This window comes from Fibrisoma montanum, assembly GCF_003583365.1.
GTDB lineage: Bacteria > Bacteroidota > Bacteroidia > Cytophagales > Spirosomataceae > Fibrisoma > Fibrisoma montanum.
The window spans coordinates 445,685-461,267 of sequence record NZ_QXED01000005.1 but is presented as its reverse complement, the minus strand read 5'-3'; the positions used below and the strand labels follow the sequence as shown (position 1 = coordinate 461,267).

Sequence of the window (15,583 nt, the reverse complement as noted above, 5' to 3'; positions counted from 1 at the left end):
CTGTTCAGACAACGGGCAGCCGCCACGGGCTGCGGTAGTGCGCCCGCGCCAGTTCGTCCGCTTTGGGGTCGTTGGCAATCGTGCCTTTCTCATCATCCCAGACCACTTTCCGGCCGGTGCGGTACGCGATGTTGCCTAGCTGGGCGTTCAGGGCTACGTTGCGGCCGGCTTCGGCAGGGCAGTTGGGTGTCTGGCGACTGCGGATACACTCTAGAAAGTTGAGCGTGTGGTTATCAAGGTCTTTACCATCGCCCCGCTGGATGGGCAGTGCTTCGGTCAGGTATTTGCCGCCTTCAATCTCTGGCAGCACTTCCCATTTACCCCGGTCGATCACCACCGTGCCGAGGTTTCCGATAAACGCTACGCCATGATCGCGGTCGTAGGGGCCGCGTCCCGTGCCGAGCGACTGCTCCCAGAGCACCGAAAAATCGCCGAAATCGTACACGGCCTGCATGGTATCGGGCGTTTCGCTGGCATGGTCCGGGAAGCCGAATTTGCCGCCCGTTGCCACTACCGACCGGGGGGCGGTCACCTGCATGCCCCACAAAGCCACATCGATCATGTGAGCTCCCCAATCGGTCATCAGTCCACCGGCATAATCCCAGAAATACCGGAAACTGCCGTGGAAACGGTTGGGATTGAAAGGCCGCTTCGGGGCCGGTCCGAGCCACATATCGTAGTCGACACCGGCCGGTACCGGCTCATCGGGCCTGACGGGAAACGTTTTGCCGTAGGTCATGAACGCCCAGGTCTTGACCGATCGCACGCGGCCAATTTTGCCGGAGCGCACGTAGTCGAGCGCGTTTTTCCAGTGCGCGCCACTGCGCTGCCACTGGCCTACCTGTACGATCCGGCCGTGCTTTTTGGCCGCTGCCACCATCAGGTTGCACTCTTCAATGCTGTTGGCCAGGGGTTTTTCAACGTACACATCCTTCCCGGCCTGGCAGGCCATAACTGTTGGCAGGCAATGCCAGTGGTCGGGCGTTCCGATAATGACGGCGTCTACATCCTTATTGTCCAGCACCTTCCGGAAGTCATTATACAACGCCGGTTTTGCCGGCGCGGTACTACCGACCGGCAGCCGGACGTTGAGTTTTTCGAGATCGGCCGCGCGTCGGTTCAGCACGTTGCTGTCGACGTCGCAGAGGCCGATGCAGCGAACGCCCGGGTGCTTCAACATAGACGACAGATCGGCCCAGCCCATGCTGTTGCAACCAATCAACACGACCGAGATCGTATCGGCCGCCGAATAGGTCCGGGGAGTACTGCCAGCGTCGGCATGGTCGGGGAGCAAAGCCGTCAGACCGGTCCCAGCGGCCAGTCGGGTGGAAGCATAGAGAAATTCTCGGCGGGAGGTAGCCATAAAGGAATCAGGAAGCGTTTAGGAACACGTCAGGAAATTGAATGCCTAAGTTGCGGATTTCCCCGGAAAAATCTACCCTGTTCTGTAGTGACCTTATCCACTGCCGAACAAAAAAATGAGTGCCGGTTATCACATTGAGGATAACCCGGCACCCGGTATTTCAGCAACAGCCAGGCCTACTGCATGATCTGTCGGATAATCCGCAGCGGCACAACGGCCCACTCCGGCCGGTTGTCGAGCTCATATTTCAGATCAGCGAGGGCCTGTTCGAGCATGAGTGTATCGAGCAGCACTTTCTGATCATCCTTGCTGGCAGGAATGAACTTGCTGTCTTTCACCGTTTCGAAATACGCCTTGGTAAAGAAACCCGCTACGTAATGCGCCCATAAGCTGGCGTACGGCAGCAGCGGGGTGATGGCTTCCTGCTGCACCTGATTCGTTTTCAAGACCCCTTCGTAGGCCGCGTAACAGATTGACCGGATCATGGCGGCCACATCCCGCAACGGAGTCCGCTTCAGCCGGCGTTCGCTGAACGGTTGCAGCGGGTTACCACCGAAGTCCCGGATTTTAACATCCCGGCCCGTCAGCAACAGCTTATTCAACTGGTACTGCCCGTGAATCCGGATCTTGGTGGCATCAAATTTCTGGGTATAAATTCCCTTCAGTACGTTCAGAATCTCTTCTTTGCGGCCCATCAGTTCCTCAACCTGCTGGCGGATGGGCTCCGGCAGTTTATTCAGATTCCGGCTCTGGCTCTGGAAGCTTTCGCGCACGGTCGCCTGCATACCGGCGTAGAGCGACCGCTGATAGTGCAGCGAAAACTCCTCCGGCTTGAAGTCCTTGTCGGTGACGGCCGCCAGGGTCAGGTGCATTTCGCCGGTGCGGATGCCAATCTGCTTCACCTGTTCGGCAGTAGAACCACCCAGCAGGGTTTGCAGGTCATCGGGCAACTCGTCGTAGCCAACCGGATTGATCAGCGTTCCTTTGCGGGGAAACGACGGTCGGCTTTCGGGTTCTACCGACAAAATCCGCTCGATGTAGTTGTTCATTCGCTCGAGCATGTACGTATGTCCGTCGCCGTGATTTTCGACCATCTCTTCGATCATGCCCACCGTAATGGTACCAGCTTCGGTCTGCCAGTCGATTGAGCCGACATAGACCGGAACGTACGGAAAATCGGTCTGCTCCGACAGGTGCCGGCTGAGTTCAGTATCGGGGTTGACGGTGCGGTTCACCTTGCGGTATATCTTCAGGTAGTAGCAGTTGTCGTACCCGATGGCCGTATAATCCAGCCCCGCCGATGCCATTCGCGGCTTCACATCGTCGCGGTCCTGTACAAACGATTTTAGCCCCTCATTCCCTGAAAAGACCAGTTCGCCACCCGGTACGTCGACTGATCCGCTCGCGGCCAGCTGCTGTAACAGCATCCGCTGTAAGTCGGCGAAATACAGCCCGTCGCACAGCAGCCCTTCCTGATCACCAATCTGTAGCTGGGCGATGATCGCCTGCGTACAGCTTTCGTTGGCGGTCACAGCCACGGGGCCCTGCACGAACGAGAGCGGCAGGGTATACAGTTCCGGCAGTCCCTGTTCATAGGACACTTCCAGCAGCATTAGGTACGTACTGGCATCGGCCAGCGACAAGGTTGCTACGTCGGCAATGGATACGTTGTTGATGGAACGCCCCTTGCCCATAAACCAGCCTGCTTTTTGCAGATAGTCCGGCAGGATGGCATTTTCCAGTTCTGCGCGGGTGTCCGTTTCCAGCAGTGCATCCCACGAGGTCAACTCAAGCTGAGGCAGCGCGGCCTGTTCGCCGGCGTCGAGCCGTACTTTATCCAGCACAAACCAGTGATACGCGTACGGGCTGAGGGTGAAGGCATACGCTCCGCTCTCGGACACGACCGGAAAGCGGTTTTTGCTGAACACCTCCACCGGTACGTAGCCCTTGAACTCGCTCATATCGATCTCGGTCGGCTGCGTATACTTTGACAGGTTGACGATGATGAGCAACGTTTCGTCCTGGTACGTACGGGTAAACGCCAGCACTTTGGGATTTTCAACATTCAGGAATTTCAGGTCGCCCCGCCCAAAGGCCAGGTGCCGTTTCCGCATGTTGATCATCCGCTTCGTGAACCAGAACAGCGAGGAGGTGTTCCGGCGCTGGGTCTCTACGTTCACGGCTTCGTAGTGATACTCCGGATCAAGAATAACGGGCAGGTACAGCCGCTGCGGGTTCGTTACCGAAAATCCGGCGTTGCGGTCGGGCGACCACTGCATGGGCGTCCGGACGCCGTCGCGGTCGCCGAGGTAAAAGTTATCGCCCATCCCGATTTCGTCACCGTAGTACAGTACGGGTGTACCCGGCAGCGAAAACAGCAGGCTGTTGAGCAGTTCAATTTTCCGCCGGTCGTTGTTCATCAGCGGAGCCAGCCGGTGCCGGATCCCGAGGTTGATGCGGGCCTTCGGGTTCTGGGCGTAGGTGCTGTACATGTAATCCCGCTCTTCGTCGGTTACCATTTCGAGCGTCAGCTCGTCGTGGTTACGCAGGAACATGGCCCACTGGCAGTTTTCGGGGATGGGGGGCGTTTGATCAAAAATGTCAGTAATCGGATAGCGATCTTCCCGCTGCAGGGCCATGAACATCCGGGGCATCACCGGAAAATGATAGTTCATGTGGCACTCGTCGCCGTCGCCGAAGTACGACGCCGAATCTTCCGGCCACATATTGGCCTCCGCCAGAAACACCGTTCCGGGGAAGTTGTCATCGACATGTTTCCGCAGCTTTTTCAGAAACGCGTGGGTTTCGGGGAGGTTTTCGCCGTTGGTGCCTTCGCGCTCATACAGGTACGGCACGGCATCCAGCCGGAAGCCGTCGACGCCCATCCGGCACCAGTAGTTGATGATGTTGAACACCTCCTCCTGCACCAGCGGATTGTCGTAGTTCAGGTCGGGCTGGTGATGAAAAAAGCGGTGCCAGTAGTACTGCTGCGCCACGGGATCCCAGGTCCAGTTGGACGCTTCAAAATCCTGGAAAATGATGCGCACATCCTTGTACTGATTCGGGTCGTCGGTCCAGACGTAGTAATCGCGTTCGGGTGAGCCTTTGGGGGCTTTCCGGGCCCGCTGAAACCACGGGTGCTGGTCGGATGTGTGGTTGATGACCAGTTCGGTAATGACCTTCAGGCCCCGGTTGTGGGCTTCGCGGAGAAACTGCCGGAACTGCTTCAGGTTGCCGTAGGCCGGGTTGATACTGTAGTAATCAGCAATATCGTAGCCGTCGTCTTTCAGGGGAGACGGATAGAACGGCAGTACCCAGATGGCCGTTACGCCGAGTTCCTGGAGATAATCCAGTTTCTCGAGCAGCCCCTGAAAATCGCCGATACCGTCGCCGTTTCCGTCGCGGAAGGCTTTGATATGAAGTTCGTAAATGATGGCATCCTTGTACCAGTGTATTTTGTCGTCTAATCCCGCCGTATGTTTCGCCATAACGTGTGAATGAGTATTCCTCTTATAACTCGTCTACTAATTTTCTGTTACGTGATGAGTATTGAATGGTCCGCCCGATTAAGAGAATTAATTAATTTTATTGCGGTAACCCGTTGAATATATGGCAATTACTACAAGTGAGCATATACGTGTAATACAAGCTGTCTGGTGCTTTACGGTTCCCTGACCGGCACCTTGTACGCCAATTAAACGCTGGACCAACTACCTAAGAAGCCGCATTCATTTTCCACTCCTAATCAATAAATTGTATGACAAAACCACGTTTACTGGCCAACCAGCGGATTGTACTGAGTGTCGTGTTGTCGGGGTTGCTGTGTACCGGCACCCAGGCCCAACCAGTACCTGATGTGCAATGGACCCGACCCGGGTCAACCCTTGCGGTAACAACTGATGGCAACATCGTGACCACCGAAGAAGTTACTGACCCTGCTACGAATACAGCGCCCTCACGAACCGGCAGTGTCCTGGTCAAGTATTCACCACAGGGTAATCAGCTCTCGCGAACAAGCCGACTGGAAGGAGGCTTTTTCATCGGTGGCCGAATTCAGGGATATCCGTATGAAGTGCTGGGTATCACCCATACTGCCGCTACGACTGATGGAGGTATCGCGGTGGTTGGACTTACGTCGCTGCGGGGAGCCCAAGTTGCTACTAAAGTATTTGCCGATGGTACAGCCAAACGCTGGGAAGACAGCGATCTATTTGGCTACCCCGGTCAAAATTTCATAGAAGACGTAGTTGGTACACCAGACGGCGGATTTCTGATCTTGCTGACGGTGCGTCCATTCGCGTTGAACGCTTATGTGGTCGTCCGGAAATACGACGCTGGCGGTAATTTTTCCTGGAGTAAGGACGTTGCCTACCCCGCTTCATCGGACAATAAGGTAACCAAGGGTGAAGCGGTAATCGTTACGCCCGACGGTGGCTACCTGCTGGTAGGTTATCATAATACGTCCGGGCAGATTATCGACGGCGCTAATACGACTCTCATCGGCAATCCGGGCTGGGTAGCCAAACTCGACGGAGCGGGCAACGTAAGCTGGCAGAAACTGCTCAACAGCCTGCCACTTGCTATGGACTTTAATGGCGCCATTCCCCGCTCTATCATCGAGATGCTGCCGGTTACGGACGTGACCGTTTCGGCCGACGGGAATGGTTATGTGCTCGTTGGTTTTGGCCTGAAACCGTCTTCACCATCGCCCTCGCCCCCGTCAATAGCGCTGGTAGAGCTTGACCTGAACGGTAATTTCCGACGGGCCCGCTCACTTGAAACCATACCAACCGAAGCATTTATCACCAAATACAACCGCAATGGTACGACGCACTATGCCGTTGGCAACTCGTCGCGGCAGACCGGCATCGACCCACAGGTGACGCTGGTCGGCTCGGTCAATGCCCCGCACCAGGACCCGTCCCTATTCAGCGTTGTCGCTCAGCGAGCGTTCGACAGTTCGCCGGATGGTTCATTGAAAGGCATCAGCACCGCCGGCGACGGTGGGCTGGTCTTCGTCAGTTCGGCCGGACAACTGACTAAACTGAATACGGAAACCAACACGCCCCCTCCACCGCCGACCGGTTTCCAGTTGACCCAGCCGACGTATAACTGCCAGACGGGCGCTATTACGTTCAATACGACCGGGGGCGACGGTACCGCCATTACGTACGTTGCGCCAGGCATCATACGTTCGTCACCAACGAGTAATTCGGGGGTGGTAGAACAGGAGCTACGCAACGACCCCAAGCCGATTACCATTCAGGCTACGCAGAGCGGGCAAACGGCAACTTACGTATTTGACTTCGCAGCGTTCTGTACGGGTACGCCCCCACCACCGCCCCCTCCTCCGGTCGACGGGCCGCTAACCTTGCTGGAACCTACCTACAACTGCGCGACCGGAGCCATCCGGTTCAACACCAGCGGGGGCGATGGCAGTCCGATCGAATTCCGTTCCATCGGCATTACCGACTGGACGACGAATCCAAACCAGTTCGTGGATGCGGAAAGCCGTACGGCCAACGACGTACAGCCGTTTACGCTGCAGGCCCGTCAAAGCGGGCGGGAGGTTACTTACACCTGGAACCTCAAAGCGGCCTGCGGTCGGGCACGACAGGGGGTTACTGAGCTACCGTCGGCCTTGACCCTGCGGACGCTGGGAAATCCCGTTACCGATGCCGTGACGGTGGAGGTGAGCGGAGCCAGCGGGCAAGCGGTACAGCTCCGGCTGGTCGACGGTCGCGGACGACTGGTTAGTACCCAGCTGATCGACCGCGCTGGTACGTCCGATCAGCGCACGTTCGATCTTCGGCAGCAGCCAACGGGGCTGTTTATGCTCCAGGCCACTACACTCCGGCAAACCCGGACGGTGAAGGTAATCCGGCACTAATTCGCAGCTTCTACAACGACAACGCCCAACGAAACTGGTTTCGTTGGGCGTTGTCTGTTCAGTTATGTTCGTTCTCAGTCTTCGGGGGTTTCTGAGCCTACTGGCAAAGCTTCCACCTGAACCGCTACGGTCTCCCGGCTCCCGGCCGCCACGGTCAGCGACTGACCCAGTACCCGCAGCGTAATTGGCTCGGTCGAGAAGTTCTGCACCGTTACGTTCTCCTGTGTCGTCATGACCTGGATCAACGCCCCACGGAACCGAATCTTGAACGACAGCGATGTCCAGTTGTCGGGGCAGTACGGATTAAGTACCAGTTGATTAGTTTCCACGCGCAGTCCGCCAAATCCTTTCACTACGGCCAGCCACGTACCGGCCATGGACGTAATGTGGCAACCGTCCTCGGTGTCGTTATTGTAGTCGTCGAGGTCCAGACGCGCCGTGCGGAGATACATCTCGTAGGCTTTTTCCTTCATGCCCAGCTTCGACGCCTGTACCGAGTGAACGCAGGGCGACAGCGACGACTCGTGTACGGTCATCGGCTCGTAGAAAGCGTAATTCCGCCGGAGCGTTTCGGTATCGAATTCGTCTTCAAAGAAATACAGCCCCTGCAGCACATCGGCCTGTTTGATGAAGCACGACCGCAGAATCCGGTCCCACGACCAGTTCTGGTTCAGTGGTCGCTGCCCTTTCGGGATATCGCTGACCGGCATCAGTTCCTTGTCCAGGAAGCCCTCCTGCTGCAGAAACACCTGCCGCTCCTCATCATATGGGAGGTAGATATTATTGATGATGTGCCCGGCTGTCTCCATCTCCTTCTCGCGGAAATGAATCCGGTCGGCCAGTGCACTGAATTTTGCCGCGTCCAGTTGTTTTACCTTCTGGATGCTCTCAAGGGTGTAGCGAAGCGTCCAGGCCGCAATGTAGTTCGTATACCAGTTGTTGTTGACGTTGTTCTCGTACTCGTTCGGCCCCGTTACACCCAGCATCACGTATTGCTGCTTGGCCTCCGACCAGTTCACGCGCTGGCTCCAGAACCGGCTGATGGCAATGAGCACTTCCAGCCCGTGGTCAACCAGGTACTGCTCGTCGCCGGTGTAGCGCACGTAGTCGTAAATGGCGTAGGCAATGGCGCCGTTGCGGTGAATTTCCTCGAAAGTAATCTCCCACTCGTTGTGGCACTCCTCACCGTTCATGGTTACCATCGGATACAGCGCGGCCCCGGCCTTGAAGCCTAGTTTCTGCGCGTTCTCGATGGCTTTACCCAGTTGCCGGTAACGGTACAGCAGCAGATTACGGGCCACTTTCTGGTCGGCCGTAGCCAGGTAGAACGGCAGGCAGTACGCTTCGGTGTCCCAGTAGGTAGAGCCGCCGTACTTTTCGCCGGTGAAGCCTTTGGGGCCAATGTTGAGCCGCTCATCTTCGCCGGTATAGGTCTGGTTCAGCTGGAAGATATTGAACCGGATCCCCTGCTGGGCCGCTACGTCGCCGTCGATGGCGATGTCGTTCACTTTCCACTTGTCGGCCCAGGCCAGTTTCTGCTCGAACAGCATCTTATCGAACCCTTTGCGGGTAATTCGCCGGATGTATTCGTGCGCATCGACCATAATCCGGTCGCTGTCGTAGTTCAGCGACGACAGGTTGACCGCGTATTTGTAGATAACGGTTTCCTGACCCTGCTGGCAATCCAGCGTGATGCGGTTAGCTACGTATTTTTCGTATTTGATCGGCTGCGACTGGTAATCGATCCGGCTACCATCCTGCTCGATCTCCACGCACATGCCCGTTACGACGTGAAAGCCGGTTTTACGGGTACGCAGTTCAATGAACGCTTCGCCGTAGCCGGTTTCTTTCCGGACCTCATCCCAGAACTTCTCGTCGTAGTTGGCGTCGCGGTTCCGAATGTCACCGTCAACGTAGGGCGTAACGGTAATTTTCGCATCGAAATTGAGCGGTTTGATGGCGTATCGGATGGCCCCCGCTTCGTCGTCGACGATTGAACAGAAGCGTTTGGAAGCAACCTGCAGCAGTTTACCGCTTTTCAGCACCGCTACAAACGACCGTTCCAGATAGCCCTCCTTCATGTTGAGTACCCGCCGGAAGTCCCGCAGCTCACAGGTGTTCAGATCGAGCGTTTCGTACTCAATATCTATATCGATACCAATCCAGTTGGCGGCATTCAGCACTTTGGCGAAGTACTCGGGATAGCCGTTTTTCCACCAGCCGACCCGGGTTTTGTCGGGATAGTACACACCCGCTACATAATTGCCCTGGAGGGTTTTGCCCGAAAATTTTTCTTCGAAGTTGCCCCGCTGGCCCATCCGGCCGTTACCGAGCGACATGACTGACTCCGTAATTTCATTGTAGTCGCGGTGAAAGCCGTTTTCGACAATACACCACGGATCGTGTTCTAAGTAATTTTTCATTACAGGGGGTAGTATATTACGCAAAAGTAGCCATTTCTGCCTTCACCCGCATAGCCTGTGCCAGGTGTCGTTCCGTATGGGCTACCAGCATCAGAAGAGCGTCGCCCAGGCGGATTTTCAACCAGTTACCAAACAGGGTCGAGAGTTTGGTCTGATTCCAGTCCAGGTAAACGGCTTTGTGGAGTAAATCGTGGAGGAGCGTCTGGAGTTCGGTGAATTGAGCCAGTACGTCGGCCGGGTTCAGTTCCTGCACCCGGCGCGGCCGAATCATTCCGGGCGCCGGAAATTTCATCGTGGTCTGCGGATCAACCGTGTAGCGCAGCGACCGCCCAACGAGATCGCCCTGGAGAGTCTGGTCGGTTGGCTCAGTCTGAATCAGACCCAGTGCATCCACCTTATGCTGAATATTGCGGATATAAAACCGCTCAGCCAGATTCAGGTGCTGGAGACATTCAAGGATGCTCCACCGGTTTGGGGCCGGTTTCCAGATGAACTGCTCCGCCGTCAACGGGGCAAATTCACGCGCTACCGTATCGAGCACGACGGTAAGACGCTGCTGAAGCAGACGGGACGTTTCGAGTTTCTGCATGCAGTCGGTTACAGGTTTTCGCTGGCCTGGGCCTGTGCAAATAACTCGACATCCCGCCACGAATCCAAATCGACGGCCCCCGCTTCAAACGGCACCATCGCACAATCGGCGCGGTGCCGCACAATGACCCATTTCGGGCTTTTATCACCGTCGAGCTGCAGCAGCTCGTCAATGTAGTTTCGGCTGAAGAGAGCAGGCAGGCCAAGTTGCCCATTGTACTGACAGGCCACAATCCCTTTATTTTCTTCCTGATACGTTGCGATCAGGTGTTGCAGCACCCCGGCCGATACCAGCGGCTGGTCCGTCAGCAGCACCAGGATTGCATCGAGTTCTTTCTGGGTCAGGTACAGGGCGGCCAGACCAATTTTCAGCGACGACGCCAAACCGGACGCCCATTGCCGGTTGTCGATGAGCGTAATGGGCAGACCAGCCAGCTCCGGTGCGATCTGTTCGCGGTGAGCGCCCAGCACCACAGCTACCGGACCGGCCTGCAGCGACAGAGCCGAGTCGGTAATCCGGCGCATGAGCGTTTTGCCTTCGTAGGTCAGCAGTTGCTTGGGTTCGCCACCCATGCGGGCTGATGAACCGGCGGCTAATATGATGGTTCCAAGTATCAAGCGATTTCTTCTGTTAGTCTATATCGTAACACGAACTGGGGTGGACGGGTTCTGACGCCGGGCAAACACCTCGGCCGGGTAGTCTACTTCGACCAGCGAAAGGCCTTCGGCTGGAGCCGCCCGACCCGCCAGTTTCCGGTCGCGGGCCAGTATAACTTCGTCAAATTCGGCTACCGACATCCGCCCCTGCCCGACCATAAGCAACGTCCCGACGATGGCCCGGACCATGCCCCGAAGGAACCGGTCGGCCTTGATATGAAACGTCAGATCGGCCGTAGCTCCGTTGTGGGTTTGCTCCCAGCCTGCAAACTCGATCCGGCAGTTAAACGTCCGAACGTCGGTTTTAACTTTACTGAAGCTTTCAAAATCAGTATGGTTGCGCAGCAGGCCGGCGGCTTCGTTCATGCGCTCTACGTCTAACGCTGGCGTGAATACGTAAGCCAGTCCCGCCCGGAATGGGTCTTTCAGCCGGATGATCTGGTACTGGTAATACCGCGACAAAGCGGTGTAACGGGCGTGATCGTCGGCGCGAACCGGAAAGATGTCCCGAATGGCTATGTCGGCGGGCAGCAGGCTATTCAGCGAGTGAATAAGCTGCGTACCCAACCGCGGAGGCTCCTCCCTGTCAAAATGCGCGAACTGCTGCCCGGCGTGCACACCGGTATCGGTTCGGCCACTGCCTACGATGGATACGGGCTCCCGAAGTACCGTAGTGAGCGCATTTTCAATCATTTCCTGAACGCTCATGCCGTTTGGCTGCCGCTGCCAGCCGTGGTAGTTGGTTCCCCGGTACGAGAGTTCGATGAAGTAACGCATAGTCAGGGCAAAAATACGAACTCCTTTTGTCAACGTAATACCCGCAGTACCGACAAAGGGCGTCGGCCCGCCATAAACCAACGAGCGGAACGCGTCAGTAACAAACGCGTTCCGCTCCGGATGCTTTGGTATCGGGTGGGTTTTTATTTGAGATTCCCCATGCCGCCGTCCACGCCAATGATCTGGCCGGTAATCCAGGCGGCCTGGTCGGAGAGCAGGTAGGCGGCCATACCAGCGATATCTTCCGGCGTACCGTACCGGCTCAATGGGTGGCGTTTTTTGGCGGCATCGCGCTTATTGTCATCACCGAGCAAGCCTGCCGATTCGGCCAGGGGCGTATCCGTCAGCGATGGGGCTATGGCATTGACGCGAATATTGTAGGGCGCAAATTCGGCCGCCAGGGATTTAGCCAGTCCCTCAACCGCCGATTTAGCCACCGAAACGGATGAGTGCAAGCCCATTCCGAGTTTGGCGGCAACGGTGCTGAACAGGACAATACTCCCGGCTTTCGATTTCTTGATGGCCGGATAGGCAGCATGAATGGCAGCTATGGCACCCAGTACGTTAACTTCCAGGTCCGAACGGTAGTCGTCGACAGTAAGCCGCTGAAAGGGTTTGAGATTGATCGTTCCCGGTGCGTAGACCAAGCCGTGGAGAGTATCGGGGAGTTGATTGAGCGCGTCGGCGGCCGACTGCTGCGTCACGTCCCACGTCATGTGCGTCGACTGAATGCCTTCGGGCTGTTGCCGGCCGGCCGTAAAGAGCGTCGCGCCCTGCGTCTGAAGGTGCTGGGCCAGCGCGTGGCCAATGCCTGAGCTGGCACCAACGATAAGGATTTGTTTGCCTTGCATGAAAACAGTTTGTAGTTTGTTGTTCGTGGTTTGTAGTCCATTTTCCGGTTACCCTCATGAACACTACAAACCACAAACTACGAACTACAAACTGCCTAGATTGTTGCCGTGGAGACGCTGATATAGCGCAGCAGCTCCTGCCGGGTCGCTTCCTCTTCGAACTTCCCGCTGTAGGCCGAGGTAATGGTCGAACTGGCCGTATCATTGACCCCCCGCGTAGAAACGCACAGGTGTTTGGCGTCGATGATCACCGCTACATCCTCCGTATCCAGCGCTTTCTTCAGTTCATCAGCGATCTGCATGGTCAGGCGTTCCTGCACCTGCGGACGCTTGGAAAAATACTGCACGATGCGGTTCAGTTTCGACAGGCCAATCACCTTACCGCTTGAGATATACGCAACGTGGGCTTTGCCTATAATCGGTACGAAGTGGTGTTCGCAATACGTATGCACCGTAATATCTTTCTCTACCAGCATCTGGTTGTACTGGTACTTATTATCAAATAACGTAGTGCCCGGCTTATTGGCCGGATTCAGCCCACTGAACGCTTCTTTGATGTACATTTTGGCGACCCGCCGGGGTGTGCCTTTCAGGCTGTCGTCGGTCAGATCAAGGCCCATAATCTGCATGATTTCCCGGAAATGCTCCTCAATGAGGTCAATCTTCAAGTCATCATCCAGGTCGAATGCGTCGTCGCGCAACGGTGTTTCGAGCGAAGCAGCCGCGTGCGCATCACCCATCTCTTCTGCCAGCACAGCATCGACGGATGAGCCATTGTGGTGCTTGCCATTAAGCAACGGGGTATTCGACGAAGTTCCGTTCAGTTTCATACAATCTGATTTTAAGATCTAAGCTGTCGCTTAGCAGGTTACGTAGAATGTTGTAAATAACGATGGCAATGTTTTCGGCCGAAGGATTGAGATCAGCAAATTCCTCCGTGTCCAGATTCAGATTTTTGTGGTCGAAGCGTTCGGTTACGTGTTCTTTGATCAGATCGCCGAGGTACTTCATGTCAATGACGTAGCCCGTTTCAGGATCGACCGGCCCGGCCACCTGTACAATCAGTTCATAGTTGTGCCCGTGGTAGTGGGGGTTGTTGCACTTACCATACACACGCTCATTCTTTTCGTCCGACCAGTTTGGGTTGTGCAGTCGATGGGCTGCGTTAAAATGCTCCTTCCGGAACACTGCCACCCGCGGCACAACCACGTCGGTTGTGTTCACACGTGGTGACTCCACCTGCAAAATGTCCATAGTTTCATTTACTAAGTAAAAAACCAGTCAACCTGTCGTTACAAAGGTTGTGTACAACACAGGCAGACCGCGAAGCGTGTGGAAAGCCGTTAAGCCAGTCAGATCGGGTTCCGGATACCCAGTCGGCCAGACGCTTCTTGGAGTGCGATTGACAAAGAGATAACCCGTGTTTTAAATTTTTTGTTCAACGTTTTCAAACAAATGTTAAACACGTCGTTTCACCCTTTCACTCCTAAAACACCGGTTTTTCCGGGTTCGTTCCCCGGTTTTCAGGTTCTGTTTTAACGGCAGAATTGGGCGTTTAACCAGTAGGTTTTTTAGAAAAATTTGTTTCTTTAACGTTTCCAACCCATCCTCCAGCATTTCGCTATGAAGTCAACAACCCGACGTACCTTTCTTCGCACAGCCGCCCTGACCGGAGCCGCAACACCCTTCCTGCCCGATGTGCTCCTGAATTCTGCTTCGGCGGTGTCTGCCGCCGGCTATCAGGCCGCCGACGGCCCCGTACGATTGGGCTTCATTGGCGTCGGTTCGCGCGGCCGCAGCCACGTACAGCAGGCTCTGTTCCGCGATGATGTGGTGATTCCGGCCATCTGCGACGTTGATCCGGATGCCATTGCCCGCACCAACGCGCTCATTCAGAAGGCGGGCCGTAAACTCCCCGAAGCCTATACAAAAGGCGATGAAGCGTTTTTGCAGATGCTCAAACGCGATGATCTGGACGGAGTTGTGATTGCTACGCCCTGGGAGTGGCACACGCCCATGGCCGTGGCAACGATGAAAGCGGGCAAGTACGCCGGGCTGGAGGTATCGGCCACCGTTACGTTGAAAGAATCCTGGGATCTAGTCAATGCCTATGAACAGACGAAAGTGCCGTGCATGATTCTGGAAAACGTCTGCTACCGGCGCGACGTACTGGCCGTGCTGAACATGATCCGGCAGGGGCTGTTCGGCGAAATGACCTACGCGCACTGCGGCTACCAACACGACCTTCGCGACATCAAATTCAATGACGGACAGCACTACGCCGGGGGCGGGGCCGAGTTTGGGGCCAAAGGCTACGCTGAAGCCCGCTGGCGCACGCAGCACTCCGTCGACCGTAACGGGGATCTCTACCCAACCCACGGCCTTGGCCCGGTGGCCCACTGGCTCGACATCAACCGGGGCAATCGGTTCATGCATCTGACCAGCATGGCTACCAAAAGCCGGGGCCTGCACAAGTACGTAGTGGACAAGGGCGGGGCCAACCACCCCAACGCCAAGGTCAACTTTAAACTGGGCGATGTCGTCACGACGATGATCCAGTGCGCCAACGGCGAGAATATTGTCATCATGCACGATACCAACTCACCCCGGCCCTATTCGCTCGGGTTCCGGGCCCAGGGCACCGAAGGCATCTGGATGGACGACAACGACATGATCTACCTCGAAAAGGTCAGTCCGAAGGCGCACGCGTGGGAGCCGTTTACTGCGTACCAGGAAAAATACGACCATCCGCTCTGGAAGCGCCACGCCCAGGCGGCCGATAATGCCGGCCACGGAGGCATTGACTTCTTCGTGCTGCGGGCATTTATCGAGTCGGTGAAAAGCAAAACTCCCCCACCCATCGACGTATACGACGCAGCCGCCTGGAGTGCCATTAGTCCGCTGTCGGAGCAGAGTATCGCGCAGGGCAGCAAACCCGTCGAAATCCCCGACTTTACGCGGGGGAAGTGGAAAACCAATCCGCGGATCTTCGGCCTGACGGACAATTTCTGACCGGGATTTCCAGAAGATTTAA

11 protein-coding genes are annotated in these 15,583 nt (G+C 56.2%); 2 read left to right on the top strand and 9 right to left on the bottom strand.

The annotated features are described in order from the left end of the window. Positions 1–4 precede the first annotated feature (4 nt). Together DYU11_RS18865 and treS are read right to left on the bottom strand one after the other, a co-directional pair. Positions 5–1,363: a Gfo/Idh/MocA family protein gene (locus tag DYU11_RS18865; RefSeq protein WP_119669257.1), complete on the bottom strand. Its 1,359-nt coding sequence runs from the start codon at positions 1,361–1,363 to the stop codon at positions 5–7. Positions 1,364–1,539: 176 nt separating this feature from the next. Continuing rightward, positions 1,540–4,851, bottom strand: coding sequence for a maltose alpha-D-glucosyltransferase (gene treS / locus DYU11_RS18860; RefSeq protein ID WP_119669256.1), 3,312 nt, complete (start codon positions 4,849–4,851; stop codon positions 1,540–1,542). A gap of 269 nt (positions 4,852–5,120) precedes the next feature. Here treS and DYU11_RS18855 point away from each other — a divergent pair, with 269 nt between their 5' ends. Next, a complete protein-coding gene (locus DYU11_RS18855) occupies positions 5,121–7,253 on the top strand; it encodes a T9SS type A sorting domain-containing protein (RefSeq protein WP_119669255.1) in 2,133 nt (710 codons plus the stop codon). Positions 7,254–7,327: 74 nt separating this feature from the next. Here the strand turns inward: DYU11_RS18855 and DYU11_RS18850 are convergent, their stop codons facing one another. From DYU11_RS18850 to DYU11_RS18820, 7 genes are all read right to left on the bottom strand, one after another. Continuing rightward, entirely contained in the window at positions 7,328–9,676 is a 2,349-nt protein-coding gene (locus DYU11_RS18850) for a glycoside hydrolase family 65 protein (RefSeq protein ID WP_119669254.1), read from the bottom strand. Positions 9,677–9,692: 16 nt separating this feature from the next. Next, entirely contained in the window at positions 9,693–10,265 is a 573-nt protein-coding gene (locus DYU11_RS18845; protein WP_119669253.1) for a DinB family protein, read from the bottom strand. An 8-nt stretch (positions 10,266–10,273) separates the two neighbouring features. Beyond that, on the bottom strand, positions 10,274–10,882 hold the full coding sequence (locus DYU11_RS18840) for a nucleotidyltransferase family protein (RefSeq protein WP_119669252.1): 609 nt from the start codon (positions 10,880–10,882) through the stop codon (positions 10,274–10,276). Positions 10,883–10,900: 18 nt separating this feature from the next. Next, positions 10,901–11,698 (bottom strand): tRNA pseudouridine(38-40) synthase TruA, encoded by a 798-nt coding sequence (gene truA / locus DYU11_RS18835; protein WP_119669251.1) that lies wholly within the window; start codon positions 11,696–11,698, stop codon positions 10,901–10,903. 143 nt (positions 11,699–11,841) lie between these two features. Then, the gene (locus DYU11_RS18830) at positions 11,842–12,549 is read right to left on the bottom strand and encodes an SDR family NAD(P)-dependent oxidoreductase (RefSeq protein WP_119669250.1); all 708 of its coding nucleotides are present in this window, start codon (positions 12,547–12,549) and stop codon (positions 11,842–11,844) included. A 95-nt stretch (positions 12,550–12,644) separates the two neighbouring features. Continuing rightward, positions 12,645–13,379 carry a GTP cyclohydrolase I FolE gene (gene folE, locus DYU11_RS18825; protein ID WP_119669249.1) on the bottom strand — a complete coding sequence of 245 codons (735 nt, stop codon included), beginning with the start codon at positions 13,377–13,379 and terminating at the stop codon, positions 12,645–12,647. Next, a complete protein-coding gene (locus DYU11_RS18820) occupies positions 13,339–13,803 on the bottom strand; it encodes a 6-pyruvoyl trahydropterin synthase family protein (protein ID WP_119669248.1) in 465 nt (154 codons plus the stop codon). The genes folE and DYU11_RS18820 overlap by 41 nt, the downstream gene beginning before the upstream one ends. Before the next feature lie 369 nt (positions 13,804–14,172). On the opposite strand from DYU11_RS18820, the gene DYU11_RS18815 reads away from it, so the two are divergent. Continuing rightward, positions 14,173–15,561 (top strand): Gfo/Idh/MocA family protein, encoded by a 1,389-nt coding sequence (locus DYU11_RS18815; protein WP_119669247.1) that lies wholly within the window; start codon positions 14,173–14,175, stop codon positions 15,559–15,561. Positions 15,562–15,583 lie beyond the last annotated feature (22 nt).

Bases quoted from the DNA above. Each gene is read 5' to 3' on its own strand.
- DYU11_RS18855 (WP_119669255.1), top strand. From the start codon at position 5,121: ATGACAAAACCACGTTTACTGGCCAACCAGCGGATTGTACTGAGTGTC.
- DYU11_RS18845 (WP_119669253.1), bottom strand. From the start codon at position 10,265: ATGCAGAAACTCGAAACGTCCCGTCTGCTTCAGCAGCGTCTTACCGTC.
- DYU11_RS18830 (WP_119669250.1), bottom strand. From the start codon at position 12,549: ATGCAAGGCAAACAAATCCTTATCGTTGGTGCCAGCTCAGGCATTGGC.
- folE (WP_119669249.1), bottom strand. From the start codon at position 13,379: ATGAAACTGAACGGAACTTCGTCGAATACCCCGTTGCTTAATGGCAAG.
- DYU11_RS18865 (WP_119669257.1), bottom strand. From the start codon at position 1,363: ATGGCTACCTCCCGCCGAGAATTTCTCTATGCTTCCACCCGACTGGCC.
- DYU11_RS18815 (WP_119669247.1), top strand. From the start codon at position 14,173: ATGAAGTCAACAACCCGACGTACCTTTCTTCGCACAGCCGCCCTGACC.
- truA (WP_119669251.1), bottom strand. From the start codon at position 11,698: ATGCGTTACTTCATCGAACTCTCGTACCGGGGAACCAACTACCACGGC.
- DYU11_RS18850 (WP_119669254.1), bottom strand. From the start codon at position 9,676: ATGAAAAATTACTTAGAACACGATCCGTGGTGTATTGTCGAAAACGGC.
- DYU11_RS18820 (WP_119669248.1), bottom strand. From the start codon at position 13,803: ATGGACATTTTGCAGGTGGAGTCACCACGTGTGAACACAACCGACGTG.
- treS (WP_119669256.1), bottom strand. From the start codon at position 4,851: ATGGCGAAACATACGGCGGGATTAGACGACAAAATACACTGGTACAAG.